Below are 26,989 nucleotides of genomic sequence, written 5' to 3' on the forward strand. Positions count from 1 at the left end.
ATTATCGCGGCAGGATTGTGGCAAGGAGAACGAATCGTCACTCTTTCGCCGGCGAATGGTGTCAATGTGGCCCGATTGCGCGGTCATTCGGCGATCTTCCTCAACAACACGGAAGATTGAACGGATGAAGATACGCGTGGTCCTGTCCTGCGTCGCCCTGTCCCTGCCGGCCTCCATGGCCGTTCCGAGCATGGCGAACGCGGACACCTCCACCGGCATCGCCTCCTACTATTGGCAAGGCCGCAGCACCGCGAGTGGTGAACGTTTCAACCCCTCGGCCTACACGGCCGCCCATCGTTCCCTACCCTTCGGCACCAAGGTGCGTGTCACCAATCTCCGTAATGGAAAAGCCGTCGTGGTCCGCATCAACGATCGCGGACCGTTCGTCCGCGGGCGGGTCATCGACGTGTCCAAGGCCGCAGCCTCCGAGCTCGGTTTTACCGGCTCGGGCATCACCCGCGTCTCTCTGGCTGTGATCGACTGAGCACGGAGCCAAGCTCGCGGCACATGTCGCGGCCCATGCCGCGTGCAATATCGCGGCACATGTGAAGAAGGCCGGGCGCGGCGCGCCTTGGGGCGCCGCCCGGCCTTCCCGATCAATCATGAGCGCTTGGATGCGCGCGCGCCTCAGTCCTCGGCCCGCGCGGCCCCCCGGTGGCCGGTGAGGCCTTCCATCAGCCGGCGGCATTCGCCCAGCTCGTACAGCGCGGACTGCATGCGATGCACGTCGTCGCGTGAGAGCACGGGCGCCGCCATGGGCGGCTGGCCCGAAACACGCGGCTCCGACCTCAGATGCGGTGGCAGATACTGCTCGGGCGGCCCGGGGCGCAAAGGCTCGCGCGGCAGACGCTGGCCCGGCTCGGCTGGTGCCCGTGCGGCGACCTCCTCAACGGGTGTGGATGCCGACCAGATTCGCTCCGGCTGCTGACGGGCCGGAGCCACGGGCGCCGGGGCCGGAGACGCCGGCGGGGGCGCGATGCTTCGGCTGGCCATGCGCTCTGCCAGAAGCCGCTGCTCCGCCTCCGGCATGGGAAATCCGTCCTGGCCCTCCTCGCTGATGGGGCCGATCAGCGGCCCGACGCGTGTGGCGCGCGGAAGGGCCTGCGGGGCGCCCTCCCCCCATTCCTCATCGATGGCGCGGCGCATGGCTTCGCCCGGCCAGTTCGCAGGCGAGCGGGGCATGCGGGCCTGCACCTCGGCGGGGCCGTATGCCTCAGAGGGGTAGGCCTCACGCGGCGCGGGTCGCTCCGCTCCGCGCTGGGAATAGGCCGGGGGGGCCTCCAACGGGGGCTCGCGCCGCAGCTCGGGCCTGCGGGGGCGGTCACCGGTCTGCTCGAAGGAGCGCCGGTCCGGTGACCTGTTCGGGTCGTTCATGAAATGCTCCGGCTCGGCGGCCCTCGGGGCCTGTCGGTAAGGGCGCGCCGGCTCGGCCGGCAGAGGCGCGGCATCAGGCCAATGGTCGTCGGCCTGGCGCGGCGCGGGCGGATAGGCGCCCTCGCGCGCTTCTTGCTCGCGGATGACGTCCTCACTCAGTTCATGCGGGTCATTGCTGGACCAGCGGTCTTCCTCCAGCCACTCCTCTCCCTGCTGGCGCGGGTCGCGCATGGCGGAAGTAGCGCGCCCGTCGCTGGTCCCCCGCGCCGACCGGAGCGGCTCGCGCTGCTCAGGCGCGCGGTTTTCTGGCTCGATGGCGGTGCTTTCCACCCAGTCGGTCTGCTGCCATGCGCCGTCGCGCAGCAGGCGGCCATCCCGCGCATCCCGCTCGCGCGGGAGCGGCGGCTCGCCGGCGATCCAGTCGCGGCGCTCACCGGGGGCGGCGCGATGGGGACGATGCGGAAGGAATTCCGCCGGCGGGCCGTCATCGTCCTCCGGGTCGATGGGCGGCCCGGCGCGCTCGGGACGGGCCGGCGCGTAGGGAGACGGATGACGCGCGTCCTGCTCCGGCACCTCGTGGGGACGGGGTGGTCGCCTGTCCTGGGCCTTCAGGCGGCGTATGCGGTCCTCGATGGGCTCGGAGACCTGCGGCGCCGGGGCGAAATCGTCGAGGAACGGCAGCAGCGGGTCGTCGAGCCCGGGCGAACGGGGCGCGCTGTCGTCGCTCGGCCCGGCAAGGCGCGAGGCCGGCCCCCGGGTCGGACGCTGCATGGGACGCAGCCGGGGCTCCATCCGTTCCTCGGAGCGGCCGTCCGGCGGCGGGCGGCGGGGCTCGTCCCATTCCCGCGACTGGTCGCGCGAATGGTCGCGGGAATGGGCGCGGGTATCCTGCGCATCCATCTCGCGGTGGGGCGGATGATCGTCACGCGGATCCGCCAGCGGCTCAAGCCTCGGGTCGCGCCGACCCTGCGGAATGCTTGTGCCTTCGGGCTCCTGGCCTTGCCGGGATGCGGGACGCCCTGCCGGCACGTGATCCTGATCGTCGTCGAGCGACCTGAACGAGGGTTCGCGCCGGCCGGCGTCCGGGGCGCGGGTATCCCCTGCGCGGCGGCGGTCGTCGCGTTGCAGCCCGCGTTCGGACGGACGGGGGGGCGGGTCGAAGGCCGGCTCGTCCCTCGGAGGTGCATCGCGCAACGGCATCTCCCGCTGCGGGGCGTCGAACGCCGGGTCACGCCGTTCACCGCCCGCACGGGCGCGGGCGTCCCGCAAGGGCCGGGGCGGAGCCTCCGGCTCGGCGGCGAGATCGCGGTCGGCCTCCGGATCGGGGAAGGGAAGCGGCAGCTCGGCGCTTTCCGGCAGCTCGGGAAGGACATCCTGCTCCCCGCCCCTGCCTTTGCCGCGCCGACGCGGCAGAAGGCCGAGCAGGCCGCCGAAGGTCACCCCCTCCCCGCCTGCGGCGCGGGCTGGGCGGGCGGAGCGCATGGAGGCCACCTCGCGCTCGATGCCGAGATCCTGGACGTAGCGCACGCCCTGGTCCTTCAGCACCCGCTGGGCGCCCTTGATGGTGAAGCCGTCGGTGTAGAGCAGGTGGCGGATGCCGCGCAGGAGGTCCACGTCCTCCGGCCGATAGAAGCGCCGGCCTCCGGCGCGTTTCACCGGCTTGATCTGGGTGAAGCGGCTCTCCCAGAAACGCAGGACGTGCTGCGGAAGCTCAAGCTCGTCCGCGACCTCGCTGATGGTCCGGAAGGCGTCCGGAGCTTTCTCCGTCTCGCGCGCGTCGCCCACCTTGTCTCCCGCCTCGTTCGACCGAATCGCCCAGAGCCCGTGCGGGAATCATAGGTGTGATTGGCGCGTGCGGAAAGGCGGGCAAGCCGCCACAAGGGCTTGTCCCCGGTTGTTCGCGCGGTCGGTTACGAAATCCTGTCCGACGGCGGGGGCGAGGATCAATCCTCGTCGGTTCCGTCCGGCTCGGTGCCGTTGATGCGGTGCTTGAGGATGCTGGAGGGCTTGAACACCATGACCCGGCGCGGCTCGATCGGCACTTCCTGCCCGGTCTTGGGATTGCGCCCGATGCGCTCGCCCTTGTCGCGCACGACGAAGGAGCCGAACGAAGACAGCTTCACCGTCTCGCCACGGGCGAGGCAGTCCGCGATCTCCTTCAGAACCATCTCGACGAGTTGGGCAGACTCGGTGCGAGAGAGTCCCACCTGCTGATAGACGGCCTCACACAGATCCGCCCGCGTTACGGTCCGACCAGCCATATGTCTCCCCGACCCCTGAAAGCGCGCTCGGACCGGCCGCCAACGCCCTGCGACCGCCCAGCCATGCAAATGCAGCAATTCTTAACAGTTGAGGCTGCACGAATGTGACGGATACGCCGCCGAACGTCCACGAGCCCCAGCGCCTGTGGGCAACGGCGTCCGGCAAACTAGCCGCGCCGGCCGAACAAGGTCAACGCTTTATGTGGCCTACCAGCGGATCAGTGCCGACCCCCAGGTGAATCCGCCCCCCATTGCCTCTAGCAATACCAAATCACCTTTGGTGATCCGGCCATCCCGCACTGCGACATCGAGTGCCAGGGGGATGGACGCGGCGGAGGTGTTGCCGTGCAGGTCGACGGTTGTCACCACCTTCTCCGGCGCGATGCCCAGCTTCTGGGCGCTGGCGTCGATGATGCGACGATTGGCCTGATGGGGCACGAACCAGTCGATGCTGGCGGCGCTCTCGCCGGTGGCGGCGAAGGCATCCTCGATCACGTCGGTGATCATGCCCACCGCATGCTTGAACACTTCCTTGCCTTCCATGCGCAGATGGCCGGCGGTGCCCGTGGTGGACGGTCCGCCGTCCACATAGAGCTTGGCGCGATGGCGGCCGTCCGAGCGCAGGTGAGAGGTCAGGAGACCGGAATTGCCGGCCGCCGTAGCGTCCACGGCTTCCAGCACCAGCGCCCCGGCACCGTCGCCGAACAGCACGCAGGTGCCGCGGTCCTCCCAGTCGAGGATGCGCGAGAAGGTCTCGGCGCCGATCACCAGCGCCCGCTTGAAGGCGCCCGTCTTCAGATAGGCGTCGGCGGTGGCGAGCGCGAACACGAAGCCGGAGCACACCGCCTGCACGTCGAAGGCCGCGCCGCGGGTGATGCCCAGCTCGGCCTGCACCGTCACGGAGGTGGCGGGGAAGGTCTGGTCCGGCGTCGCGGTGCCGAGGACGATGAGATCGATGTCGGCGGCGGTGAGGCCGGATGCCGCCAGCGCCCGCTCGGCCGCCTTGATGGCGAGGTGGGAGGTGAATTCACCTTCCGCAGCGATATGCCGCTGACGGATGCCGGTGCGCTGCACGATCCATTCGTCGGACGTGTCCATGCGCGCCGCGAGATCGGCGTTGCTGAGAACCCGCTCGGGGAGATAGGACCCGGTGCCCCGGGCGACGGACCTGATACCGCTCACGATTGTCCTTCCGCCCCTGCGGCCTCCGGCCGGCGCTCGGAAATCTCCTGCGCCCTGCGGCTGGTAAGGCTCTGTTCGATGCGCGCCAGAAGCTCGTGGCGCACCATGTCATAGGCGAGGTCGACGGCGGCGGCGAAGCCTTTCGCGTCGGTGCCGCCATGGCTCTTGATGACGATGCCGTTCAATCCCAGGAAGACGCCGCCGTTGGCCCGGCGCGGGTCCATCTTTTCCTTCAACACACGGAAAGCGTCGCGCGCGAAGAGATAGCCGATCCTGGCCCTGAGCGTGCGGCTCATGGCAGAGCGCAGGTAGGAGGCGAGCTGCTTGGCCGTGCCCTCGGCGGTCTTGAGCGCGATGTTCCCGGAAAAGCCCTCGGTGACCACCACGTCCACTGTGCCGGCGCCGATGTCGTTGCCCTCGACGAAGCCGTGGTAGTTCACCGCCCCCTCCTCCTCCCGGAGGATGCGCGCGGCTTCCTTGACCTCCTCGACGCCCTTGATCTCCTCGACGCCAACATTCAGCAGGCCGACGGTGGGCCGCTCGATGTCGAACAGAACCCGCGCCATGGCCGAGCCCATGATCGCCATCTCGACCAGGCTCTTGGCGGTGGCGCCGATGGAGGCGCCCACATCCAGCACCACCGTCTCGCCGCGCAGCGTCGGCCAGATGGCGGCGATGGCGGGGCGGCTGATGCCCGGCATGGTGCGCAGGTTGAAATTGGCCATGGCCATCAGCGCGCCGGTGTTGCCGGCGGACACGGCCACATCCGCCTCATGGATCTTCACCGCGTCGATGGCCTTCCACATGGACGATTTGTAGCGGCCGCGGCGCAGCGCCTGGCTCGGCTTGTCGTCCATGCCCACCACCACGTCGGTGTGGACGATGCGGGAGGCGGCGGCGAGCTTGGGGTGGCTCTTGAGCACCTCGCGGATGCGGGCCTCGTCGCCGTAGAGCAGGAAGCTGGTATCCGGATGGCGTCCCAGGGAAATTTCCGCTCCGGCAAGGACCGTCGCGGGTCCATGGTCGCCGCCCATGGCGTCGACGGCGATGCGGACGGCTACGGTCATCTCAGGCTTAAATCCCTGCTTCGATCGAATGGCGGCGGGCACTGCCCTGGCGGAAAAGGTGAGGATCGCAACAAATCCCGGCAATCATGTCCCGTCGCAGCCGTGGCCGGTGCGGCGCGCGGACAATAGCGCGTCGCCGCGCCATCGCAACTGCCCCGGGACGCTGTTCACTCCTTGTCTTTCAACCGCGAGAGCGCCGAGAAGGGCGACAGCGCGGCGGGATCCTCCGCCGGCGGCTCGAACACCGCGCCGGGCTTGCGCGGATAGGGATCGACGCCGAGCGCCAGGAACTCGCACACGAGCGCGCCCACATCGATGCGGCCGTCGACGATCTCGTCGGGCGGATCGATCCCGTTCTCTTCATCCTCTTCGGAAGGCTTATAGGTGCCGGCGGGGGCGAAGTGGACGTCGATTTCCTCGTCGATGGGCGCGTCGAACGGCTCCAGCGTAACACCGCAGGTCTGGCGCACGGTGGCGCGGAGCCGGCCTGAGACGTGGACCCCCTCCTTGCCTTGGGGAACGATGTGAAGGGTCGCCAGGATGCCTTCGGCCTCAAGGACACCCACATGGCGGGCCAGCACCGCCGTGGTCGCGGCGTCGGGCTCCAGCTTGAGGTGGAGGCCGAGCGGCGGGAGGTCGGCGATGGAAATCATGTGGGAATAAGGAAGGTCGCTCATTGTCCGGCCTCCGGCGCATGCCCGTGTTCGGGGGGCGGCAGCAGCAGCTCGCCCCGGGCGAAGGTTTCAAAAGGCGTCGCCTCAAGGCGTTCGACGGCGGCGCGGACGTAGGCCGCGAAGGGCTCGGCGCGCGGCGAGGCTTCGTCCGTGCCGAGGATATTGCGCGCGAGGGCCTGGGCGAGGAGGGCGTTGCCGGGGGCGGCGAGCGCGGTATCATATGCCGCAGCACGGCCGTAGAAGGCTGCGCCGATCTTCTTCATCTTCTTCGGCACAGTGAGATCGCCCACGCCCAGCTCGCGCATGGTGCTGTCCATGTCGGCCGCGAAGGCGTCGAAAATCTCCTGCGACATGGCGCGCGCGGTGTCGTCGCCGCCCTTCAGGCGGTGGCAGACAAGCACGGTATGGAGCACGACCATTTCAAAGCGTCCCTCCAGCGTATCGGGAACGCCGAAGTCGGTGTAGAACTCCGCCCGCCGCGACTGTGCCACGATCGCGCCATACAGGCGCTCGATGGTCTCGCGGGACTTGGCACGCTTTAACGAGCGGAACAGGTTCAGCATTTAAAATCCCGGGCCAAGGTCCGGCGAGGAGTTGAACGGGCAAGCGGCGTAACGCGCCATCGCCCGCATGGCAAGGGGCGGTAGCCGAGGCGACGCTTCGGGGCACTGTTCACAGCACAATGATGGGGATGCGTGTGGCGTCACGAGAAAAGAGCCAGGAGCACACGGGGAACGGCCGGAACACCACGAGCCGGAGGCTTGGCCTTGCGGGAACCGCCGCCCTCCTGCTCGCCGGCATGGCGCTTACGGGCTGCGACCAGGTGGCCGTGAACGGCACGGGCGGCCAGCTCACCGGTGTCGTTCGCACCTATCAGCGCGGTTACGTGCTGGCGGAGGGTGCGCTGGAGCAGGTCCCGGTCGGATCGAGCCAGGAACAGGTGCTGCTGGTGCTTGGCACCCCGTCGACGGTCGCGACCCTGAACGGCGATGCCTTCTTCTACATCTCCCAGACCCAGCAGCGCGTTGCCTTCCTCAAGCCGGAAATCACCGAGCAGAAGGTGCTGGCGGTCTATTTCGACAAGAACAAGCGGGTGACGCGCGTCGCCCAGTACGGGATCAAGGACGGCAAGGTGTTCGACTTCGTGTCGCAGACCACGCCCACCAGCGGCGAGGAGCTGAGCCTTATCCGTCAGCTGATCGGCCTCATCACCTTCTGATCTGGTATCAGCACAGTCCGGCCGCGCATCGCGCGCGCCGGACAGCGACCTGAGGAGACCTTGACCTCAGTCGCGAATGACGCTCCCAAGGGGGGCGGCGCCGGAGCCCCTGCCCCTTCGCGACGTCCTGCCCTACGCCACGCTTTTCCCTTCGCAATGCCTGCCCGGAGCGACGAGCCCGAACCGATGGCCAGAACACTCGGACAGGACCTCGCCGCCGCGCTGCGCTTCTATTCCCGCCTGCCCTTGCCGGCCCGGGACGAAACCGCGTTCGCGGCCCCCGACATCGACCGCATCGCCTATGCCGTGCCGGTGGCCGGCGCGGTGCTGGGCCTTATCGGGGCGCTCGTCCTCATCCTGGCCATGGCCCTGAAGCTGCCGGCCTTCCTTGCCGCCACGCTCGCGGTGACGGCGCTGGCGCTCGCCACCGGCTGCTTCCACGAGGACGGACTGGCCGACACCGCCGATGGCCTCGGCGGCGGGCGGGACCGCATCCACAAACTCACCATCATGCGCGACAGCCGCATCGGCACCTATGGCGCCACCGCGCTTTTGCTGGGCCTGCTGCTGCGGATCGGCGCGCTGGAGGCGCTTGCCCTGTCGGTGGGACCGCTCCGCGCGGGCCTGGTCCTCATTGCCGGCGAGGCCGCCTCCCGCGCCGCCGGCGTGCTGCTCATCGCCGCCCTGCCGCCGGCCCGCACCGATGGCGCCGGGGCGTCCGTCGGCCGGCCCTCGGAGGCGGCGGCGCTGTCCTGCGCGCTGGTCGCGGCGCTCATCGTTTCGGTGCTGATGGTGGCCTCCTTCGGCATCGGTGCCGCGTTTGCCGGACTGATCGGCCCTGCGCTGGTGCTGCTCGTGATGATGCGCCTGTCGGCCCGGCTCATCGGCGGACAGACCGGCGACGTGGCGGGCGCCACCCAGCAGGTGGCGGTGATTGTGTTCCTCCTCGGCGTGCTTATCTTCGGCGGACGGTAGGCGAGCGGCGATTCCCGCCCCGCCTCAGTCGGAAGGAGCCGAGCGCCCGACCGCGCAGCCATGACCCAGCCGCCAGACCCCCGGACCGTTTCCCGCCCCGGCGCCATCCGCTCGCCCTGCATCAAGGTGTGCGTGGTGGAGCCACTGAGCGGCCTGTGCATCGGCTGCGGACGCACGCTGCGGGAGATCGGCGGCTGGGCCTCGTTCTCGCCGGATGCGCGGGAGCGGATCATGGCTGTCCTGCCGGACCGGCTGGCGCGTCTCAAGGAGACGGCGCCGGATGCGTTCATGGAATAGGCCGCCATGCGCAGCGACCGTCTTCTCTGGATCCTCCTCATCGGCCTGTTCGCCGGCGGCGTCATCCTCGCGGTGAACCACGAGCAGGGCGAGGTGGCGGGCATCGACATCAACAAGTTCGGCGCGCTGGTGGGTCAGCTCTCGATCGCGATCTTCATCGGCGCGGCGGCGTGGTCCGTCTTTCGCGGGCGGATCGCCGAATCGCTCATGGCGGCCGCCTTCTGGCTGGTGCTCGCGGCGATGCTGGCGCTCGGCTACACCTATCGCGATCCCCTCGCCCAGGTCGGCCGCAAGGTGCTGGCCGAGGTTGCGCCGGGCTATGCGGTGAACCTCGCGCAGACCGGCACGAGCATGGTGGAGGTGACGCGTGGGGCGGCCGGCGATTTCGCAGTGCGCGCGGGAATCAACGGCTCGGGGGTGAGCATGCTGGTGGACACCGGCGCCTCATCCGTCGTTTTGACCCATGAGGCGGCGCAGGCGGTGGGCCTGCCGGTGGATTTTCTGAAGTATGACGTGCCCGTCGATACCGCCGCCGGCCGCACCCGCGCCGCCGCCGTGGTGCTGGACACCATCACCATCGGCAGCATCGTCGAGCGCCGCGTGCCCGCCCTCGTCTCGCCCGCCGGCGCCTTGCGCACGAGCCTCCTCGGCATGAGCTTCCTGTCCCGGCTCGAGGGCTTCGAGTTCCGCGGCGACAAGCTCGTGATGCGCGGCGGCAAATGATTGTGTTTCCGCTCGCTGCCCGCCTCGGTTAGGTTTTCGGGCGTCCACCCCGCCTGATCTGCGAACCCCGATGCGCGTCCCCACTGCGACCGATCTCCAGAAGGAACGCGCGATCCTGTTCGCGATCCTTCTCGATTTCAGCGTCTTCGTCCCCTACCTCGTCACGGTGTGGCGGATCGGCTCCCTGGCCATGCTGGCGGAGATGCTGCGCGGCGGCCTGCTGTTGCTGGTGGAGGGCCTCGCCCTGCTGACGCTGCGCGCTGCCCATCGCGGCCGCCTTTATTTCTACGATTTCGGCATCGGCAAGCTCGAGCGCATGTTGGCGGCAGCCATCGGCGTGCTGCTGCTGCTGGCGGCCGTCTTCATTCTCATCAAGGTGATGGATTCGACTGAATCCGAGCCCCTGCCACCCTTCTGGGTGGCGGCCGCTCTGGGTCTTGTCATCTACAACCTGTTCACGAATCTGGCGCCGCTGGTTCCGCTGTGGCGGGCGACGCGCGCGGGTACGTCCATCATCGTGCTCAGCCAGTTCCGCGCGCGCATCGCCAAGGCCATCGCCTCGGTGACGGTGGTGGTGTGCGTCGCCCTCGACGTATTGCTTCCGCACACCAAGGTGGCGCTGGTGGCCGACGATATCGGCGGGCTCATCGGCGCGGCCTTCATGCTGGTCATCGGCGGCAGCATGATCTCGGAAGCCCTGCCGGACCTTCTGGACCGCGCGCTCGCCGAACCGTTGCAGATGAAGGTGAACGCCGCGCTCGCCGCCAATTTCGATCGCTACGAGCAGCTCATTGGCGTGCGGACGCGCAAATCCGGCAGTGTCGCTTATGTGGAGATCACGGTGGGCTTCGCGCCGGATCGCACCATCGCCGACGTCAGCTCGGTGACGGAGGGCCTGCGCCAGACGCTGACCGCTGCCATTCCCGATGCCGACGTGGTGGTGATCGCCGCGCCTTATGATCCGGCGACCGAGGCGACCTAGAGCATCTCCAGCCCGACCTTGCGCCGGGGCGGCGGGAAGGCCTTGTCGATGGCGGCGAGGTCGTCCGCGTCGAGCGCCAGATCGCGCGCGGCGGCGTTCATCTCCACATGCTCGATGCGGCTCGCCTTGGGAATGGCGATCACATCGCCGCTCCGCATCACCCACGCCAGAGCGACCTGAAACGGGTCCACGCCGTGCTTCTTCGCCACGGCGCCCAAAGCCCCGTTGCGCGGCAGGCGGGCCTGCTCGATGGGGCTGTAGGCCATGATAGGAATGCGGGCGGCGCGCAAGGCCGGAAACAGGTCGAACTCCGGCCCGCGCCGGCTCGGATTGTACAGGACCTGATTGGCGGCGCAGGCGGTTCCGCCCCTGGCGGCAAGAAGCTCCTCCATGTCGTCCGTATCGAGGTTGCTCACCCCCCAATGCCGGATCTTGTCGGCCTTCTGCAGCGCCTCGAACCCCGCGATGGTCTCGGACAGGGGATGGTTGCCGCGCCAGTGGAGCAGATAAAGGTCGATCACGTCGGTCTTCATCCGCTTCAGGCTGCGCTCGCAGGCGGCGGCGACGCCCGCCCGGCTGGCGTTGTGCGGATAGACCTTGCTGACGAGGAACACCTCGTGCCGACGTCCGGCGATGGCTTCGCCCACCACCTCCTCGGCACCGCCATCGCCATACATCTCCGCCGTGTCGATAAGGGTCAGGCCGAGGTCGATCCCGCGCCGGAGCGCGTTCGCCTCCGCGACGCGGGCGGTGGAGCGCTCGCCCATGTACCAGGTGCCCTGGCCGAGGGCGGGCACCGTCTCGCCGCTGGGAAGGGTCACGGTCTTGCTCATTGCCGGTTCCTTGGCATTCAACTGGCCGCTGGCCGTTTTGGGGCGACCATAGCGGCTGCGTGAGCGCGGTCCAGAGAGTGCTCCGACCGTCTTGGCCCCCGCCCCGAAACGCAGAACGCCAGCGGGAGCACCGCCGGCGTTCGTCTTCTCTCTAAAAAAACGCGATCAGGCCGCGTCGTAGAGCCGGCGCTCCAGCAGCGGGCTGCCGCCCTTGAAGGCACCATGCAGCGCCTTGGCGGCGGCGAGGACAGCGAGGTCCACAAGCGGCTCGACGATGATGACGAGCAGGTACGCGCCGCCGAACGTCGCCACCGACGCGACGTTCTCCGCCGCGAAGCCCTGGCCATAGATGGCCCAGAACGCCACCCAGCCGACGATGCCGGCCTGATAGGTGGTGGAGAGGGCGAGCGCCTGGCCGTACTTCAGCTCTACGTAGGGCGTGCCCGGCGCGACGATGCGGCGCGCGACGGCGGCGACGCCGAACAGCGGCACCAGCAGCGTGGTCACGTTCATGCCGTACTGGGGCAGGTCGAACGGCGCGAAGAACAGGCCCTGGACGAGCAGGCCGAAGGCGAGGCCAAGGGCCGCCGGAGCCGCGCCGAACATCAGGAACAGGGTCGAGCCGAGGATGAGGTGCACTTCCGAGACACCCACCGGATAGTGCGGCAGAACCTCGAAGAAGGAGAAGACGAGGGCGGTGGTGGCGAGGGTGCGGCCCGCCAGCGAGAGGACGCCGCGCTCACGCGCCGCCTCATAGGCAAGCTTGAGGGCGTAGCCGCCGGCGGCGGCCGCCGTGACATAGCTGAGGCCGATCTTGGCCCCGTCCACGAGTCCGGGTTCGATATGCATGTTCGTCTCCGTTGCCGTCTCACCCGACGGCCCGAGGGGTTCATCATGCGACCGGCCGGTCTCCTGACTCGCGGGTCTACGCTCACCCCCGCCTTCCCGGCCGGCCCGAAGGGCTGTGGCCAGTGGCATGCTGGAAGATCGCTCGCCGCTTACAGTCGCGGGGGCGGTTGAGGCTTCGGCCGGATCTCGCGGATGATTCTCCGCGCAATCCCGCCCTACCCCATTCCCGTTTCACTCCGGATGCCGAGGCAGCCGGAGCACCGTTCGCAAGCGCAGCAGGCACCGAACGCCGCCGCCCTGTCAAGCAATCCCGTAGCAGTGGGACGCGCGCCGTGGCCTTCGCCGGGCGCGCATCCTGCCGCTCGGGGCGGGAAGCTCCGCGTCAGTGGCTGGAGTGGGCGCCGCCGCCCTGAGCGCCCATGCCCTCCACCTTGAACTGAACAGGGACGGTGCCCGCCTTCTCGAAGGTCAGCGTGCCGTCCACCAGCGTGCCCTCCTTCAGCGGGGCCTTCAGGTCGAGGAACATGATGTGGTAGCCGCCGGGCTTCAGCTCGAGGCTGCCCCCGGCCGGAATGGCGAGACCGTCCGGCAGGGGGCGCATCACCATCACGCCGTCCTTCATGCTCATTTCGTGGATTTCCACGCGCCCGGCGAAGGGCGCGGTGGCGGCGACGAGGCGGTCGGGGGCGGTTCCCGTGTTCTTCACCACGAGATAGCCGCCGGCGACGGTGGCGCCGCCGGGCGTGGCGCGCGACCATGGATGGTCGATCTGCAGGGACCCGGCCTTGAAGTCATGCGCGACGGCGGCGCCGGCCAGCGCCGCGGTGGCGATGGCGGCGGCGATGATGGTGCGGCGGGTGAGGTGAAAGATGGACATGTGTGCTCCTGCATGGCGCCGGGGGCTGCTGCCGCTCGGCGGGATGGAGTGAAGGGCTGGATGAAAGGGATCGCGCGCGGCGCGGTGCCAGCGCATCGGGGTGCGCGGAGACCCATAACGGCTAAAGGAAAGGACGCGAGACAGCGTCAGCCAGCCAGCGGCGGTCCCTGGGACGAACGCGGCTCGCGCCGGTCACGGCCCGTCCCCTCGATGCCGGCGAGCGGAAGGGCGCCCGGTCGATGATCCGAAGCAACCGGCATCCCCGCCCCGGCGACGGCGGGCAGCAACGGGGCTGGAGAATGGCCGGCGCATAAGGCGCAGCAGACGGAATGGTCCGCCCGCGGCATGGACGGATCGCCACCCTGCCCGTCGGCCGTGCCGATGCACAGGACGCTGCCATCGGTGCCGGCAGCCATGTCCATGGCGCCGGAGCGATCGAAGGCCAGACCGGCGACCACCAGCTGCAAAAGGAAGGCATAGGCGAGCACGACGCTGAGCGCGCCGCGTATCCACATTGCCCTCCGCCAGTGCGCCACCCGTCGCTCCCGAACCTCGACCATGGGCCGGCATGTTAACGGCGCGGCGTGGAAAGTCATCCGCCGCCACGCGGCGTCGGCCCCCTGCCCCTGGCCACGCCCCTCAGAAGTGGATGGCGAGCCGCGCCACGCCCCTTTGCGACACGAAGTCCTGGCCCACGTTGAGCCCGTACTCCAGCTTGAGTTCCAGATTGTCGCGGGTCACGGCCTGAAGGCCGAGGTCCAGATTACCGAGCACGTTGGGGATCGGCGTGGTGGTGGTGAAGCTGCCGGCGGAGAGCGGCGCCCACAGGAAGCGGGCGGAGGTCTGCCACGCGTCGTTGGAGGCGAAGGAGGCGCCGAGGGTCATGTAGGGCCGCAGGACGATGCCGTCCGGCAGGTCGATCCGGCCGCCGAACTCCACCGCCGGCGTGGCGATGAAGGTGGTGAGGCTTGAGGCCTGCAACGCCAGCTCCGCGCCCGTCAGGCCCATTTCGGTGAAGGCCGGCATCTCCACATGCACCACATCGAGGTCCACGCGCGGACGGACGTAGAAGTTGGAGTAGGTGAACTCATAGGCTGCCCGCAGCCGGCCGGTGAGGTTGTAGACATCGGACGTGCTTGTGGCCTGCCCGCCCGCGAGGCCGATGATGCGCGTGTTGTCGTAGGACACCCAGCCGGCATCGAGCGCGGCCGAGAACAGCCAGGGGCCGGTCTGGTATTTCAAGGCGACGCCGATATCGCCGCCGTTGCCGCTCGACGAGAACCAGCCGCTGGTGCTGGAGACCGAGGACTGCTGGTAGGCGCCGGACAAGGCGAGGAACCAGTCGGTGGCAAGCTCGCGCTGCACGCCGGCCTGGAAGATCACGCTGTCCGAGGCGAAGCCCGCCATCTGCGCCGTGGTGGACTGGCTGGTGCGGTCGTAGATGATGCGCGCCCAGGCGCAATTGTCCTCCCTCAGCTGGGTGCTCTGCGCCACGAAGACCGGGCAGCTCATGGTGCGGTCGAGGAAGGCCTGGCTCTCGCCGATGCGCAGCCCGGCCGGCGCCTGCAGCAACTGCGGGGAGAGCTGGCCCAGCGCGCTCTGGTAGGCGAGCGGCGAACTCACGTCGATGAGGCCGTTGAACACCTTGGACATGCCGCCGATATCGCCGGTGTCCCACACTCGCTGAAGGCCACCGCCGACTGAGGCCTCGTTTGACGACAGCCAGATGCCCTGCGGCAGGAAGTGCGCGATGGGACTGATGGTGAGTGAGGTGGCGTCCGCATGAACGGCCCAGCTGTAGGCGAGCCCGCTGTCCTTGGCGACGGCGGTGCCGGTGAGCTGGTCGGCCACCAGGATGGTGTAGCTGTCCTGAGGCGCGATGCTGGACGCGCGCGGATCGATTGTGCCGCTGATGGTCGCGCCGCCGACCACGCGGATCTGGTCGTGGCGGGCGGAGGCCGAATCCACGTCCACCTGAAGCACGCCATCGGAGCCGATGCCTCCGGCGACATTGGTGGTCGCAATCACCCCCAGGCCGCCAGGGTTGACGGTGCCGTGGTTGGTGAAACCCGGCGCCGAAAGTCCCGCGCTCCGCAGGGTCGGCCCCGTGTCCGATGTGGCGCTGACAAGGGTACCGGAATTGAAGGTGGCGCCGGTCTCGTTGATGAGGCCATTGGTGCCGCCGCCGAGATCGACGCTGCCGTTGAGCGTGCCCTTGTTGATGACCGTGTCGTCGCCAATGCCCGCTTGAACGGCGGAGCCGCCGAGGCCGGTCACTGTCCCGCCCTGCGCGATCGTCACCGTGTTCTGCTCGCCGCCCGAGAGCACGATGGCCGAGGTGCCCGCCCCGCCCCGCACGACGCCGCCGTCGGCGACAAGGATCTGGATCTGGCCGTTTCCGCTCGGGCCGAGGCTTTGCGCGAAGATGCCGGCTGAATTGTCGCCGGTGGCGATGACGCTGCCGGCAACCAGCACCGTGACCGGCCCGCCGGTGCCCGAGCCGCCCGCGGTGCCGAGTCCGACGCCGCCCGCCGTCGCAGCCATGCCGCCGCCGCCGCCGATGGACTGGGCGACGATGGCCGGTGCGTTGGCGCCGGAGGTGCTCGCGACGCCGGTGACGGTCACTGTCACGGCGCCGCCGTTCCCGTTGCCGCCGCCGGTGCCCTGAATGCCGTCCTGAAGGGAGAAGGCAGCGCTCGCCGCGGAGCCGCCGATGCCGCCGCCGCCGCCCACCGACTGGGCGAAGATGGCGGAGGCGCCCTGCCCGCTGGTCACGATGGTTCCGGCGGCGAGGGCATAGATGTCGCCGCCATTGCCGCCGCTTCCAGCCCCGCCGCCGAACGCCACGGCGGCCGTCGCGTCCGAGGAGGCGGTGCCACCCATTCCGCCGCCGCCGCCGATCGACTGGGCGAGGACGCCGAACGCATTGGTGCCGGAGGTCCGGATCACCGAGGTGGACCAAAGATCGATGGTGACCAGACCGCCCGTGCTGCCGCTGCCGCCATCGCCGCCCAAAGTCAGCGCCACCGAATGGCTGCCGCCCGTCGCCGATGAACTGGTCGCGGCGATGCCGCCGCCGCCGCCGATGGACTGCGCCAAAACGCCGATCGAGGCATCGCCGAAGGTCTGGATGACGCCGGAGACGTTCGCATAGACCGCCCCGCCGGCGCCGCCCGCCCCGCCCGATGCGCCGAGGCCCACGGTGGCCGCGAACGATCCGTTCCCGGAATCCGTCGCCACCGTCGAGGCCCGACCGCCGCCGCCGCCGATGGACTGGAGCACGATGCCGTTGGACAGGTCGCCTTTGGTGAGGATGGTGCCCTGCTGGTTGACCGTGACGGTCTCGCCATTCCCCGCGACGCCACCGGCGCCGCCGAGCGTCAGGGTGGCGGTCACGGTGTTCTGGCCGCCGCTCGCGGTGCTGTTGGCCGCAGACGCATTGCCGCCGCCGCCACCGATGGACTGGGCGAGAATGCCGTCCGAGCCGGCGCCCAGCGACTGGATCCTTCCATCCACGGTCACGGTCACGTTGCCGCCGTTGCCGCCCCCGCCGCCGGTGCCGCCGAGGGTAGCGCCCACGCTGGCGGCCCCGGTGGAGCCGCTCGTCGAGGTGGCGACAGAGGCCTTCCCGCCGCCCCCGCCGATGGACTGGGCGAGGATGCCCGCCGAATCGTGGCCGCTGGTCGCGACGAGGGCGTTGCCACCACTGCCGAACAGCACTTCGACCGCGCCGCCGTTGCCGCCCGAGCCGCCGCTGCCGCCCACCGCGGCGGACAGGCTGAAGCCGTTGCCGCCCTTGCCGTCCGCCTTGGTCTTGCCCGCGCCACCGACGCCGCCGGAGCCGCCGATGGATTGGGCGACGATGGCGTCCGCTGCCCCGCCGGTGGTGGAGATGGTGACATCCGCCTGGGCGGACACGATGACGCCGCCGCCATTGCCGCCGCTGCCGCCCGTGCCGCCGACAATGCCGCCCACCGCGATCTGGCCGCTGGTGGCATTCTGGGCGCTGCCGGCGAAGCCGCCGCCCCCGCCGACCGACTGGGCGAGGATGGCGCTGGCGCCCGTGCCCGAGGTCGAGATGTTGCCGGTGTTGTAGACCGCCACCGAATAGCCGAAGCCTCCGCTTCCGCCGCTGCCGCTCAGGGAGAGGGAGACGGTGGCCGAGCCGCCGGTGCCGCTGTCGCCCGTAACGGCGGCCGCGCCGCCACCGCCACCGATGGACTGGGCGAGGATGCCGTGGCCGAAATCGCCCATCGTCACGAGCGTCCCGGAATTGGTGACGCTGGCTTCGCCGCCGTTGCCGCCGCCCCCGCCGCTGCCGCCGAGGCTCGCGCTGAGATTGAGCTTCGCGCTCTGGCCCGAGGCGGTCGAGACCGTGGACACCGCGTTTCCGCCGCCCCCGCCGATGGATTGCACGACGATGGCGCTGGCGTGGTCGCCCTGGGTCTGGACGAGGCCGGCGTTGACCACGCCGGCGAGACCGCCGTTTCCGCCCGTCGCGCCGCCTCCGCCGAGATTGGCGGAGAGGTTCGCGGCATCGCTGCCCGACGCGGTGGAGGATGCGGCGCCGCCCTTGCCGCCGCCCCCGCCGATGGCCTGGGCGACAAGACCGTTGGAGCCGGTGCCGAGTGTCACGACAGTGAAGGCGGTGGAGCCGGGATCGGATCCGGTGCCGTTGATGATGGTGGCGGATACGCCATTTCCAGCGCTGCCGCCGCCGCCGCCGATGTCCACCGACAGGCCGAGGCCGTTGCCGCCCTTGCCATCCACCTTGCCGGTGCCCGCGCCCGCCGATCCGCCGCCGCCGCCGATCGATTGGACGAGCACCGCGTCCGCCGCGTCGCCGGAGGTGATGATCTTGCCGCCACCGGTGCCTGACAGCACGGCGGTGGCGAGCCCGCCGTCACCGCCCGCGCCCCCCGTTCCGCCGGCCGCCGCGCCGATGCTGATCTTTCCCGTCGCCGCATTGTCGGAACTGCCGGCCGCGCCGCCTCCGCCGCCGATGGCCTGCACCAGGATGGCGGTCGACCCCTGCCCCAGCGTGTAGACGCTGCCCGAGGTGTAGACCGAGGCTGTGCCACCCGCCCCGCCGCTCCCTCCGGAGCCGGTGAGGGCGAGGCTCACATTCGCCGTTCCGCCGTTGGCGGCTCCGCCCGAGGTGCCCGATTGTCCACCGCCGCCGCCGATGGATTGGGCGAGGATGCCGTAGCTGAAGGACCCCTGGGTGAGGATGCCGGCGCCGTTGTTCACCTCGGCGATGCCGCCGGTGTTTCCGGAGCCGCCCGCGCCGCCGAGGGTCGCGGTCACGACCGCCTCGGCGCTGGTCGATTCCGCTGCCGCGTGGGTGGCAAGCGCCATTCCGCCGCCGCCGCCGATGGACTGGACCACGATGCCCGAGGCGTGGTCCCCCGCCGTCACGATGGTGCCGCCCACCGTGTTCACATAGGCGTTGCCGGCCGTATTTCCGGAGCCGCCATTGCCGCCGAGCCCGACCGACAGGCTCGCCGTGGAGGACGATCCCTTGGTGGCGCTCGAAGAGGTGGAGGCGCCGCCCTTGCCGCCGCCACCGCCGATGGACTGCGCCACGAGGCCGTTGGACCCCGTGCCGAAGGTGGCGATCGAGACGCCGTCGGTGGTGGCGCTGCCGTTGTTGATGAAGACGTTGCCGCCGGTGCCGCCGGAACTGCCCCCGCCGCCCACGGCGACATCAAGGGAAGCGCTGTTGCCGCCCGCGCCGTCCGCCTTGCCGGAGCCCGCGGCGCCGTTGCCGCCGCCGCCGCCGATGGATTGCGCCAGCACGCCGTCGGCAGAGTTGCCGGTGGTGACGAGGCTGCCCAGCTTGGCATTGTCGAGGGTGACGGTAACGGTGCCGCCGTTGCCGCCGCCCCCGCCTGTGCCGCCGATGGCGGCGCCCACCGCGAATTTCCCGTTGGCCGCATTGGTGGCGCTGCCGGCATTGCCGCCGCCGCCACCAATGGACTGGGCGAGGATGCCGGTGCCGTTCTGGCCCTCGGTGCGGATATCGCCCGTGCTGGTGACCGTCACGGCCCCGCCGTATCCCCCGGTGCCGCCGGTGCCGGCGAGGGAGAAGCTCAGGCTCGCGGTTTTGGCCGCGCTCGCATCCGCGCTGGCGCCCGCCACGCCGCCGCCGCCGCCGATGGACTGGGCGACGATGGCCCTTGATTCATCACCGGTCACCACGATCTTGCCGGAACTGGTGACCGCCACCGCCCCACCGTGGGAACCGGCGCCGCCCGCGCCGCCCAGGGTGGCACCGATGGAATAGCTGCCGCCGGACCCCTTCGCGGTGGACGAGCCGCCCTTGCCGCCGCCGCCGCCCACCGATTGGGCGAGGATGGCGTTGGACATCGCGCCCGAGGTCGAGATATCCGCCGTGTTGTTGACCGTCACGACGCCACCGTAAGAGGCTGCACCCCCGACCCCGCCGAGCGTCAGCGTCGCCGAGACGGATTGGCTGCCCGAGGCGTGGGCGTCCGCCCCCGCGCTTCCGCCGATGCCGCCGCCGCCGCCCACCGACTGGGCGATGATCGCGTCCGACATCTTGCCGGATGTGGAGATGCTGCCCGCCGTCGTCACCGTGACGCTGCCGCCACCATCGGCATTCCCGCCGCCACCGGCGATGGCGGCGCCGAGGGAGATTTTCGAGGTCGCGACCGCGTTGGTGTTGCCGCCGATGCCGCCGCCCCCGCCGATGGACTGGGCGATGATCGCGGCGGACTGGTCGCCCCTGGTCGCGATGACGGCATCGGTGGTCACGGTCACGTCACCGCCGGTGCCGCCATTGCCGCCCTTGGCGCCGAGGGTGAAATCGAGGCTCGCCTGCCCGCCGCTCGCCGAGCCCGCCGCCGCGCCGGCCTTGCCACCACCGCCGCCGATGGACTGTGCCACGATGGCCGAGGCGTGATCGCCCGTCGTGAGAAGCTGGACCGTGGATGTCACGCCGCTGGCGGTGGAGGTGACGGTGACTGCTTCTCCGTTCCCCCCGAGCCCGCCGGCGCCTCCAAGATTCGCGTTGAGCGTGAAAGACGACGAGGAACTTCCTGAAAGATCGCTTGATTTCGTATCGGTCTTGCCGGAGGCGGAGCCGCCCGTGCCGCCGCCGCCGCCCACGGATTGGGCGAGGATCGCGTCGGCATCGGCGCCGCTCGTGGCGATCTGCCCGGTGTTGGTGACCGTAACCTGGCCGCCCGCGCCGCCGCCGCCGCCTTTGCCGCCGAGCGCCACCGAGAGGTCCACCGTTCCCCCGGTCGCATCGGCCGAGCCGCCGCCCGCGGTGCCGCCACCGCCGCCCACCGATTGCGCGAGGATGCCGCGCGCGCTGGTGCCGGACGTGGCGATGCTACCCGACTGGGTGACGGTGACGTTCGAGCCGTTTCCGGCGGATGTGCCGGAACCGCCGCCGCCAAGGGACAGGCTGACGGAGGTCTTGCCGGACAGGGATGCCGCATTGGACGAGGTGGTGCCCACGCCGCCGTTGCCGCCACCGCCGCCGATGGACTGGGCGATGATCGCGTCGGCGAAATTCCCCGTGGTGACGACCATTCCGGAATTGTCGACGTTGACGAGCCCGCCGTTCGCGCCCTCGCCTCCCGATCCGCCCAGCGTGACCGACACCGTGACGGGCACGCCCGCCGCCACCGAGACGCCGAGCGCGCTGGCATCGCCCCCGGTGCCGCCGCCGCCACCGATCGACTGCGCGAGGATGCCGGTCGCCCCCGCGCCCTTGGTGCTGACGCTGCCGGTGTTGGTGGCATAGGCTTTTTCGCCATAGCCGCCGCTGCCGCCGCTGCCGCCCAGGCTCGCATTCACCGAGACCGCGGTATCCGCGCCGACCGTCAGGCTCTTGGCGGCGGAGGAACCGCCGTTGCCACCGCCGCCGCCGATGGACTGGACCACGATGCCCATGGAATCGAGGCCGCTCGTGACGATGACCCCGGAATTGGTGACGGTGGCATTTCCCCCGTTGCCGCCGGAGCCGCCGCTGCCGCCCAGCGCGACCGCCGCGCTGAAATAGATGCCCGCGCTCTGCGACAGCGCGCTGCCGCCCGATCCGCCGCCGCCGCCCACGGATTGCGCGATGATGCCGGAGGCACGGTCGCCCGTTGTGACGACGCCGGCGGCGTTGTTCACCTGGACGATCCCGCCGTAATTGCCGCTGCCGGCGCTGCCGCCAATGGTGAGGGAGAGGCCTTCGGCCGTCGTCCCCGACGCGCTGCCCCCCGCCCCGCCGCCGCCGCCGATGGACTGGGCGAGGATGGCCGTGGCGTAGTCGCCGGCGGTGGAGACGGTGACGGTGCTCGGGGTCGCGCCGGTATTCGTCACATAAACGTTGCCGCCGTGGCCTCCGCCGCTGCCGTTGCCGCCGATGGCCGCCGAGATGCCGAGGCCGAGGCTCATGGCGCCACCGCCACGTCCGCCGCCGCCACCCACCGATTGCGCCACGATGCCGAGCGCATTGTCGCCGGTGGTGACGATCGTCCCGGTGTTGGTGAGCGTCGTCGTTCCGCCGTTGCCTCCGGCGGCGCCCTGCCCGCCAAGGGAGGCGACACCGCCCGCGCCGCCGCCATTGCCGCCGCCGCCGCCGATGGACTGGGCGAGGATGCCGTCGGAGAACGCGCCGCTGGTGGTGATGGAGCCAGAGTTCGTCGCCGTCGCCCCGCTGCTCGTGCCCGTGCCGGAGGTCCCGGCCGAGGAGCCGCCCACCGCCACGCATCCGCTCGTCGTGCTGCCGCACGAGCCGATAACGAGGTTTCCGCCGCCGCCGCCCACCGACTGCACCAGCATGCCGTGGGCGTAATTGCCGGTGGTGGTCACGGTGCCGGCATTGATGCCCGTCGCCGAACCCGCATCGCCGCTGATGGCGCCGTTGCCGCCCATGGAGACGAAGACCGCATCGGCCGACCCGCCGTTGCCGCCGCCGCCCGCCACCGACTGCACCACGATGCCCACCGAGCCGTTGCCGGTGGTCGAGACCGCGCCTGCGGATTTCAGATAGACGTTGCCGGCGGTGCCGCCCGGCCCGGCGACACCGCCCGAGCTGGTGATGAAACCGCCCACGGACGCGCCGTTGGCGCCGGTGCCGCCGAGGCTCTGCGCGACGACGGCATTCGCGGCATAGCCCGAGGTCCTGACGGTTGCGCCGGCTGCGATACTGACATTGACCACGGTGCCGCTCGCGGCGCTGCCGCCCGTACCGCCATTGCCGCCGATCTCGTTGAGCGAATCGTCACCGGGCGCACCGTTGCCGCCCGCCCCGCCGTTGGCGGAGACGATGATGCCATGCGCCGCGTCGCCGCTGGTGGTGATGGTGACGCCGCCCTGGACCGTGAGGCTGGCTGTTCCGCCCGTTCCGCCCGTTCCGCCATTGCCGCCAAAGGCCGTGGCATCAGACCTCGCGCTTCCGCCGGAGCCGCCCGCGCCGCCGTTGGCGGAGACGATGATGGCCGACTCCGATGCTGCGGTGGTCGTGATCTGGGATTGCTGCTGGACAGTGACGGAAACGGTCCCGCCATTGCCACCAGCGCCGCCATTGCCGCCCCAGGAATCGGAGAAGCCGCCATAGCCGTATCCGCCTTGCCCGCCTGCCCCGCCAACTGACTGAGCCACGATGCCGGATTGCGGCGATGAGATCGTGCCGGAAACAACGATCTCGACACTCCCGGCATTGCCACCGCCGCCGCCAACCTTCCCGGTGGCGTTGGCCGTCGTGGAATCGGCTTCCGCCGATGCCCCGCCTGCACCGCCCAGTGAGGCCGCATACAGGCCAACGCCACCCGCGCTCGTCAGGGTCACGCTGGAGAGGGTGACGCTCACCGCGCCACCGTTCCCACCCGCGCCCGCGGCGCCGCCGGTCGCCGCCGCAAGCGCGTGCACTTCGCCGCTGTTGCCGCCCGCCCCGCCGGCCGAGATCACGCTGACGGCCGGTCCGCTGCCGCTGCTGACGGTGGACGACGAGATCGTGACGGTGGCGATGCCCCCGTCTCCGCCATTGCCGCCGCTGCCGCCTGTGGAATCGGCTGCGCCACGGCCCTCTCCGCCCAGGCCACCGACGCCGCCGACGGTCGAAATGATGATGCCGCCCGCCTGGGATGACAGGTTTGAACCGGAAACCGAGATGCTGACGTTGCCGCCATTGCCGCCGGTCTGGCCCGATCCTCCGAATGCCTGGCCGAGATAACTGAAGCCGTAACCGCCTGCGCCGCCTGCGCCGCCCATGGAGCTGGCGGCGATGACCGTCCCGCTGGCCTGGTTGGCCGTGACACCGTTCAGGATTGCCGAGAATGCGCCGCCATCGCCGCCGGTGCCACCCGAGCCCCCCGTCCCGGAGCCGGTCCCGTAAGCGACCGTGCCTTCGCCGCCCGATCCGCCCATGCCGCCCTGGGTCGTGCTCTTGATGGCGTAGGTGCTGGTCGATCCGCCGCTGATCGTGATGGATGTCGCCCCGATGGCGGCTCCAATGTCGCCGCTGCCGCCGGTAGCGCTTTCAAAATCGTAGTTGTAATTCGCCCCGTTCGACCCGGCCGAGCCCGTTATCGTCTGGCTGAAGGGCATCGTGACCACGGTCTGCGCCGTCGCCGGCGGGACGGCGGCGGGAATAGCCACAAGAGCCAATCCGCACAGGGATGTGGTGAGGGCCGTGGAGAGCAGCATGCGCGCGGTGGATGCGCCATAGACGGTCGATGCCGCGCCGCGCGGCGCACGGTTCTGCGCAATCCCACCAACCGGCATTCCCGCCCCCAGCAAAGCCCGAGGTCGGAGATTGCTGTCCGCCGGACAAAAGAGCAATAAGCGCGATTGCGTCTCCCCGAAAAGCCGCTGGCGGCGAACGGCCACGACTTGGCTGTATCACCATGCAAAGGCCGTCGTGATCGACTATATCGAGGGCATCAACGATCCGCCGCGGCGCCACTCGGGCTCGGCCTTCTCGGCCCATCGACTTCGAGCGACAGGCGCAGGCAAATTAACCTCGTGTCCGCGCAACGGCAGCAGCTTCGATACTAATGTTTAGAAATCAATCATTTACGCTCTCGGTCGCCCCTATGATGGATTGGACGGACCGCCATTGCCGGGCCTTCCACCGCACCTTCTCGCGCCATGCGCTGCTGTATACGGAGATGGTGACCGCGCCGGCGGTGATCCATGGGGACCGGGCGCGGCTGCTCGGGTTTTCGGAGGCGGAGCATCCGGTGGCGGTGCAACTCGGCGGCAGCGACCCGGCGCTGCTGGCGCAGGCGGCGCGCGTCTGCGCGGACTTTGGATATGACGAGATCAACCTCAACGTCGGATGCCCCTCCGACCGGGTGCAGGGCGGCAATTTCGGCGCCTGCCTCATGCGCGAGCCCCAGCTGGTGGCCGAGTGCGTGGCCGCCATGAAGGGCGCGGTCGCCCTGCCCGTCACGGTGAAGTGCCGCATCGGCGTGGACGATCAGGATCCCGAGGAAGCGCTCGACACCCTCGCCGATGCCGTGCTGGCGGCGGGCTGCGACGGGCTCATCGTCCATGCCCGCAAGGCCTGGTTGAACGGCCTTTCCCCGCGCGAGAACCGGGACATCCCGCCCCTCGACTATGACCGCGTGCGCCGCCTCAAGGCCCGCCTGCCCCATGTACCGGTCGCGCTGAATGGCGGCCTCGAAAGCCTCGCACAGGGGCTGAGCGAGGCGGAAGGGCTCGACGGCATCATGCTCGGCCGCGCGGCCTACCATTCGCCGGAGCTGCTGGCGGAGGTGGATCCCGTCCTTCACGGCGTCCCGGCGCCGCACGCGGACACCTTCGCCGCGCTGGAGGCGTTCGAGCCCTATATCGCCCGGCATCTGGAGGCCGGTGGCCGGCTCTCCGACATCACGCGCCACATGCTCGGCCTGTTCGGCGGAAAGAAGGGCGCGCGCATCTTCCGCCGCCGCTTGTCCACGGAAGCCATCATTCCCGGCGCCGGGCTCGATGTGCTGCGCGGTGCGGTCGATGAGGTGCGCAGCAGGGACCGACTGGCGGCCTGATTGGGCGGCATCACAACGAGATTTGCGTGAACAGCGGGCCTGCTGCGAACGCCATGCGGCCATCGCAGTGGACAGGGCGCGAATTCCGGGCCACTCCTCGGGGCCTTCCCGCCGCAAGTTTCCGGTCCCGCTCATGTTTTCCAACGTTCCGGTGCAGGAACTCGTCCTGCTCGTCGGCGCCATGCTGGCCGGCGGCGTGCTGACCGGCCTGCTCGCTGGCCTCTTCGGCATCGGCGGCGGCGGCGTCATCGTTCCCGTGCTGTACGAGGTGTTCGGGTTCCTCGGGGTGGATGACAGCGTGCGCATGCAATTGTGCGTCGGCACCTCGCTCGCCATCATCATCCCAACCGCCATGGCCTCCTACCGCACCCACGTCGCCAAGGGGGCGGCGATGCCGGGCGTGCTGGCGAAATGGCGCATCCCGGCCATCATCGGCATCATCGTCGGCAGTGCCATCGCGGCGGTGGCGGCGGGCTGGGTGCTGCAGGCGGTGTTCGTGGCGGTGGTGGCGCTTCTGGGGCTGAAGAGCCTCATCGGCCGCAACGACATCCGTATTTCCGACCTCCTGCCGTCCTCAGCGATGATGCGGTTCTACGGCTTCTTCATCGGGCTTGCGTCGTCGCTGGTGGGCATCTCGGGCGGCGGCATCTCCACCAATATCCTGTTGCTCTATGGCGTGCCGATCCACGCCGCTGTCGCCACCTCCGCGGGCATCGGCGTCATCATCCCCATTCCAGGGGTCATCGGCTATGCCATCGCCGGCTGGTCGCACCTCTTCGAGCTGCCGCCGCTGTCCATCGGCTATGTGTCGGTGATCGGCTTCCTGTGCATCGCCCCGGTGGCGACGCTGGTGGCGCCCTATGGCGCGCGCCTCGCGCACCGGATGAGCCGGCGCCATCTGGAGATCGGCTTCGGCCTGTTCCTGATGGTGATCGGCGTGCGCTTTCTCGTCGCCATCATCCACGGCTGACGGGCGCTCGCCGAATCACCAGCGATGGGTGAAGCCGGCGGTGATGCTCTTGTTCAGCGTCGAGCCGGTATCGGCCACCGAGGTGGTGACGGTGAGGTCGGGCGCCAACTGCTGCTGGGCGCTCACCGTGGGCAGAAGCTGCGACGAAGTGCTGGTGGTCTTGGCCGCGACGGCGAAGGTGGTTCCGGTTTCCGTCAGCTTCAGGCTCAGCGACTTGTCGGTTTCCCACGCCTGCGAGCCGGCCTTGACCTGATAGGTGTCCGCCAGCGTGGCGGCGAGCCCGCTGGTGAGGGAAATGCTGCGCTCGAAAGTGGTGGCGAGCTTGCTCGCCGCATCATTGGGATCGACGGAGACGTTCACCGTGCCCTTCTCCCACACCATCCAGTCCGGCAGGCGGGCGACCGTAACCTTCGCATAGGCGGTGCCACCGAGACCGTCCGCGCTCTGGCCGACCGTGGGCGCGACGCTGGAGCCTGCGGCCGACAGGTCCAATCCCACGACCGCGCCATAGTCTTCCACGGGCGTCGAATAGGTGAGCGAGGTCGAGCCGTCCGCCTTCAGCGCGGTCTTGGCCTCGGTGCCGTCGGCAAGAGCCGGAGCGGCGAACAGCGGGGTCGCCAGAAGCGCGGCGCAGGTGAAGGGGCGGATCGCCATGGGTCTCGACCTCCCGGGGCAGAGGGTGGGCGGCGGAA

At 70.0% G+C, this 26,989-nt stretch carries 19 protein-coding genes, 1 pseudogene and 1 riboswitch; of the genes and pseudogenes, 8 read left to right on the top strand and 12 right to left on the bottom strand.

The window, feature by feature from the left end:
• Positions 1 to 124: 124 nt before the first annotated feature.
• Positions 125 to 484 (top strand): septal ring lytic transglycosylase RlpA family protein, encoded by a 360-nt coding sequence (locus V5F63_RS12190; protein WP_394101943.1) that lies wholly within the window; start codon positions 125 to 127, stop codon positions 482 to 484.
• A gap of 2,416 nt (positions 485 to 2,900) precedes the next feature.
• Here the strand turns inward: V5F63_RS12190 and V5F63_RS12195 are convergent.
• From V5F63_RS12195 to V5F63_RS12220, 6 genes and pseudogenes are all read right to left on the bottom strand, one after another.
• A pseudogene (locus V5F63_RS12195) lies at positions 2,901 to 3,159 on the bottom strand (MerR family transcriptional regulator); the annotation flags it as partial.
• A 158-nt stretch (positions 3,160 to 3,317) separates the two neighbouring features.
• A complete protein-coding gene (locus V5F63_RS12200; protein ID WP_168457829.1) occupies positions 3,318 to 3,635 on the bottom strand; it encodes an integration host factor subunit alpha in 318 nt (105 codons plus the stop codon).
• A gap of 207 nt (positions 3,636 to 3,842) precedes the next feature.
• Positions 3,843 to 4,817 carry a beta-ketoacyl-ACP synthase III gene (locus tag V5F63_RS12205; RefSeq protein ID WP_394029155.1) on the bottom strand — a complete coding sequence of 325 codons (975 nt, stop codon included), beginning with the start codon at positions 4,815 to 4,817 and terminating at the stop codon, positions 3,843 to 3,845.
• Positions 4,814 to 5,884 carry a phosphate acyltransferase PlsX gene (gene plsX / locus V5F63_RS12210; RefSeq protein ID WP_209489221.1) on the bottom strand — a complete coding sequence of 357 codons (1,071 nt, stop codon included), beginning with the start codon at positions 5,882 to 5,884 and terminating at the stop codon, positions 4,814 to 4,816. The genes V5F63_RS12205 and plsX overlap by 4 nt, the downstream gene beginning before the upstream one ends.
• 167 nt (positions 5,885 to 6,051) lie before the next feature.
• Positions 6,052 to 6,561: a YceD family protein gene (locus tag V5F63_RS12215; protein ID WP_209489222.1), complete on the bottom strand. Its 510-nt coding sequence runs from the start codon at positions 6,559 to 6,561 to the stop codon at positions 6,052 to 6,054.
• Positions 6,558 to 7,121 (bottom strand): ubiquinol-cytochrome C chaperone family protein, encoded by a 564-nt coding sequence (locus V5F63_RS12220; protein ID WP_394101945.1) that lies wholly within the window; start codon positions 7,119 to 7,121, stop codon positions 6,558 to 6,560. The genes V5F63_RS12215 and V5F63_RS12220 overlap by 4 nt, the downstream gene beginning before the upstream one ends.
• Before the next feature lie 128 nt (positions 7,122 to 7,249).
• Between V5F63_RS12220 and V5F63_RS12225 the strand changes: the two genes are divergently transcribed.
• The 5 genes from V5F63_RS12225 to V5F63_RS12245 all read left to right on the top strand — a co-directional run bounded on the left by V5F63_RS12225 (position 7,250) and on the right by V5F63_RS12245 (position 10,754).
• Complete coding sequence (locus V5F63_RS12225) at positions 7,250 to 7,777, top strand: outer membrane protein assembly factor BamE (protein ID WP_394101946.1); 528 nt, start codon at positions 7,250 to 7,252, stop codon at positions 7,775 to 7,777.
• 186 nt (positions 7,778 to 7,963) lie between these two features.
• On the top strand, positions 7,964 to 8,752 hold the full coding sequence (gene cobS, locus V5F63_RS12230; protein WP_245327551.1) for an adenosylcobinamide-GDP ribazoletransferase: 789 nt from the start codon (positions 7,964 to 7,966) through the stop codon (positions 8,750 to 8,752).
• 60 nt (positions 8,753 to 8,812) lie between these two features.
• A complete protein-coding gene (locus V5F63_RS12235) occupies positions 8,813 to 9,049 on the top strand; it encodes a DUF1289 domain-containing protein (RefSeq protein ID WP_394029158.1) in 237 nt (78 codons plus the stop codon).
• Between the two features lie 6 nt (positions 9,050 to 9,055).
• A complete protein-coding gene (locus V5F63_RS12240) occupies positions 9,056 to 9,772 on the top strand; it encodes a TIGR02281 family clan AA aspartic protease (protein WP_209489225.1) in 717 nt (238 codons plus the stop codon).
• A 70-nt stretch (positions 9,773 to 9,842) separates the two neighbouring features.
• Positions 9,843 to 10,754 carry a cation diffusion facilitator family transporter gene (locus V5F63_RS12245; protein WP_209489235.1) on the top strand — a complete coding sequence of 304 codons (912 nt, stop codon included), beginning with the start codon at positions 9,843 to 9,845 and terminating at the stop codon, positions 10,752 to 10,754.
• On the opposite strand, the gene V5F63_RS12250 is transcribed toward V5F63_RS12245, so the two are convergent.
• The 5 genes from V5F63_RS12250 to V5F63_RS12270 form a co-directional block, all read right to left on the bottom strand.
• Entirely contained in the window at positions 10,751 to 11,587 is an 837-nt protein-coding gene (locus V5F63_RS12250) for an aldo/keto reductase (protein WP_394101947.1), read from the bottom strand. The genes V5F63_RS12245 and V5F63_RS12250 overlap by 4 nt on opposite strands.
• A 165-nt stretch (positions 11,588 to 11,752) precedes the next feature.
• A complete protein-coding gene (locus tag V5F63_RS12255; RefSeq protein WP_209489239.1) occupies positions 11,753 to 12,436 on the bottom strand; it encodes an energy-coupling factor ABC transporter permease in 684 nt (227 codons plus the stop codon).
• A 36-nt stretch (positions 12,437 to 12,472) separates the two neighbouring features.
• A riboswitch (cobalamin riboswitch) is annotated at positions 12,473 to 12,716 on the bottom strand.
• 102 nt (positions 12,717 to 12,818) lie between these two features.
• Positions 12,819 to 13,313, bottom strand: a complete 495-nt coding sequence (locus tag V5F63_RS12260; protein ID WP_394101948.1) for a copper chaperone PCu(A)C — start codon at positions 13,311 to 13,313, stop codon at positions 12,819 to 12,821.
• A 146-nt stretch (positions 13,314 to 13,459) separates the two neighbouring features.
• The gene (locus tag V5F63_RS12265; RefSeq protein WP_209489243.1) at positions 13,460 to 13,828 is read right to left on the bottom strand and encodes a hypothetical protein; all 369 of its coding nucleotides are present in this window, start codon (positions 13,826 to 13,828) and stop codon (positions 13,460 to 13,462) included.
• A 124-nt stretch (positions 13,829 to 13,952) separates the two neighbouring features.
• Complete coding sequence (locus V5F63_RS12270) at positions 13,953 to 24,062, bottom strand: hypothetical protein (protein WP_394101949.1); 10,110 nt, start codon at positions 24,060 to 24,062, stop codon at positions 13,953 to 13,955.
• A gap of 272 nt (positions 24,063 to 24,334) precedes the next feature.
• On the opposite strand from V5F63_RS12270, the gene dusA reads away from it, so the two are divergent.
• Entirely contained in the window at positions 24,335 to 25,327 is a 993-nt protein-coding gene (dusA, locus tag V5F63_RS12275) for a tRNA dihydrouridine(20/20a) synthase DusA (RefSeq protein ID WP_394101950.1), read from the top strand.
• A gap of 133 nt (positions 25,328 to 25,460) precedes the next feature.
• On the top strand, positions 25,461 to 26,297 hold the full coding sequence (locus tag V5F63_RS12280) for a sulfite exporter TauE/SafE family protein (RefSeq protein ID WP_394101951.1): 837 nt from the start codon (positions 25,461 to 25,463) through the stop codon (positions 26,295 to 26,297).
• A gap of 15 nt (positions 26,298 to 26,312) precedes the next feature.
• On the opposite strand, the gene V5F63_RS12285 is transcribed toward V5F63_RS12280, so the two are convergent.
• Positions 26,313 to 26,951, bottom strand: coding sequence for a hypothetical protein (locus tag V5F63_RS12285; protein ID WP_394101952.1), 639 nt, complete (start codon positions 26,949 to 26,951; stop codon positions 26,313 to 26,315).
• Positions 26,952 to 26,989: the final 38 nt, after the last annotated feature.

The sequence above is a fragment of the Xanthobacter wiegelii genome (assembly GCF_043193855.2).
Classification (GTDB): domain Bacteria; phylum Pseudomonadota; class Alphaproteobacteria; order Rhizobiales; family Xanthobacteraceae; genus Xanthobacter; species Xanthobacter flavus_A.

What these genes read in the sequence shown, in the direction of transcription:
- cobS (WP_245327551.1), top strand. Translation starts at nt 7,964, where the DNA reads ATGGCCAGAACACTCGGACAGGACCTCGCCGCCGCGCTGCGCTTCTAT.
- V5F63_RS12215 (WP_209489222.1), bottom strand. Translation starts at nt 6,561, where the DNA reads ATGAGCGACCTTCCTTATTCCCACATGATTTCCATCGCCGACCTCCCG.
- V5F63_RS12285 (WP_394101952.1), bottom strand. Translation starts at nt 26,951, where the DNA reads ATGGCGATCCGCCCCTTCACCTGCGCCGCGCTTCTGGCGACCCCGCTG.
- plsX (WP_209489221.1), bottom strand. Translation starts at nt 5,884, where the DNA reads ATGACCGTAGCCGTCCGCATCGCCGTCGACGCCATGGGCGGCGACCAT.
- V5F63_RS12265 (WP_209489243.1), bottom strand. Translation starts at nt 13,828, where the DNA reads ATGTGGATACGCGGCGCGCTCAGCGTCGTGCTCGCCTATGCCTTCCTT.
- V5F63_RS12280 (WP_394101951.1), top strand. Translation starts at nt 25,461, where the DNA reads ATGTTTTCCAACGTTCCGGTGCAGGAACTCGTCCTGCTCGTCGGCGCC.
- V5F63_RS12220 (WP_394101945.1), bottom strand. Translation starts at nt 7,121, where the DNA reads ATGCTGAACCTGTTCCGCTCGTTAAAGCGTGCCAAGTCCCGCGAGACC.
- V5F63_RS12235 (WP_394029158.1), top strand. Translation starts at nt 8,813, where the DNA reads ATGACCCAGCCGCCAGACCCCCGGACCGTTTCCCGCCCCGGCGCCATC.
- V5F63_RS12270 (WP_394101949.1), bottom strand. Translation starts at nt 24,062, where the DNA reads ATGCCGGTTGGTGGGATTGCGCAGAACCGTGCGCCGCGCGGCGCGGCA.
- V5F63_RS12200 (WP_168457829.1), bottom strand. Translation starts at nt 3,635, where the DNA reads ATGGCTGGTCGGACCGTAACGCGGGCGGATCTGTGTGAGGCCGTCTAT.
- V5F63_RS12250 (WP_394101947.1), bottom strand. Translation starts at nt 11,587, where the DNA reads ATGAGCAAGACCGTGACCCTTCCCAGCGGCGAGACGGTGCCCGCCCTC.
- V5F63_RS12190 (WP_394101943.1), top strand. Translation starts at nt 125, where the DNA reads ATGAAGATACGCGTGGTCCTGTCCTGCGTCGCCCTGTCCCTGCCGGCC.
- V5F63_RS12225 (WP_394101946.1), top strand. Translation starts at nt 7,250, where the DNA reads ATGCGTGTGGCGTCACGAGAAAAGAGCCAGGAGCACACGGGGAACGGC.
- V5F63_RS12240 (WP_209489225.1), top strand. Translation starts at nt 9,056, where the DNA reads ATGCGCAGCGACCGTCTTCTCTGGATCCTCCTCATCGGCCTGTTCGCC.
- V5F63_RS12245 (WP_209489235.1), top strand. Translation starts at nt 9,843, where the DNA reads ATGCGCGTCCCCACTGCGACCGATCTCCAGAAGGAACGCGCGATCCTG.
- V5F63_RS12260 (WP_394101948.1), bottom strand. Translation starts at nt 13,313, where the DNA reads ATGTCCATCTTTCACCTCACCCGCCGCACCATCATCGCCGCCGCCATC.
- dusA (WP_394101950.1), top strand. Translation starts at nt 24,335, where the DNA reads ATGTTTAGAAATCAATCATTTACGCTCTCGGTCGCCCCTATGATGGAT.
- V5F63_RS12255 (WP_209489239.1), bottom strand. Translation starts at nt 12,436, where the DNA reads ATGCATATCGAACCCGGACTCGTGGACGGGGCCAAGATCGGCCTCAGC.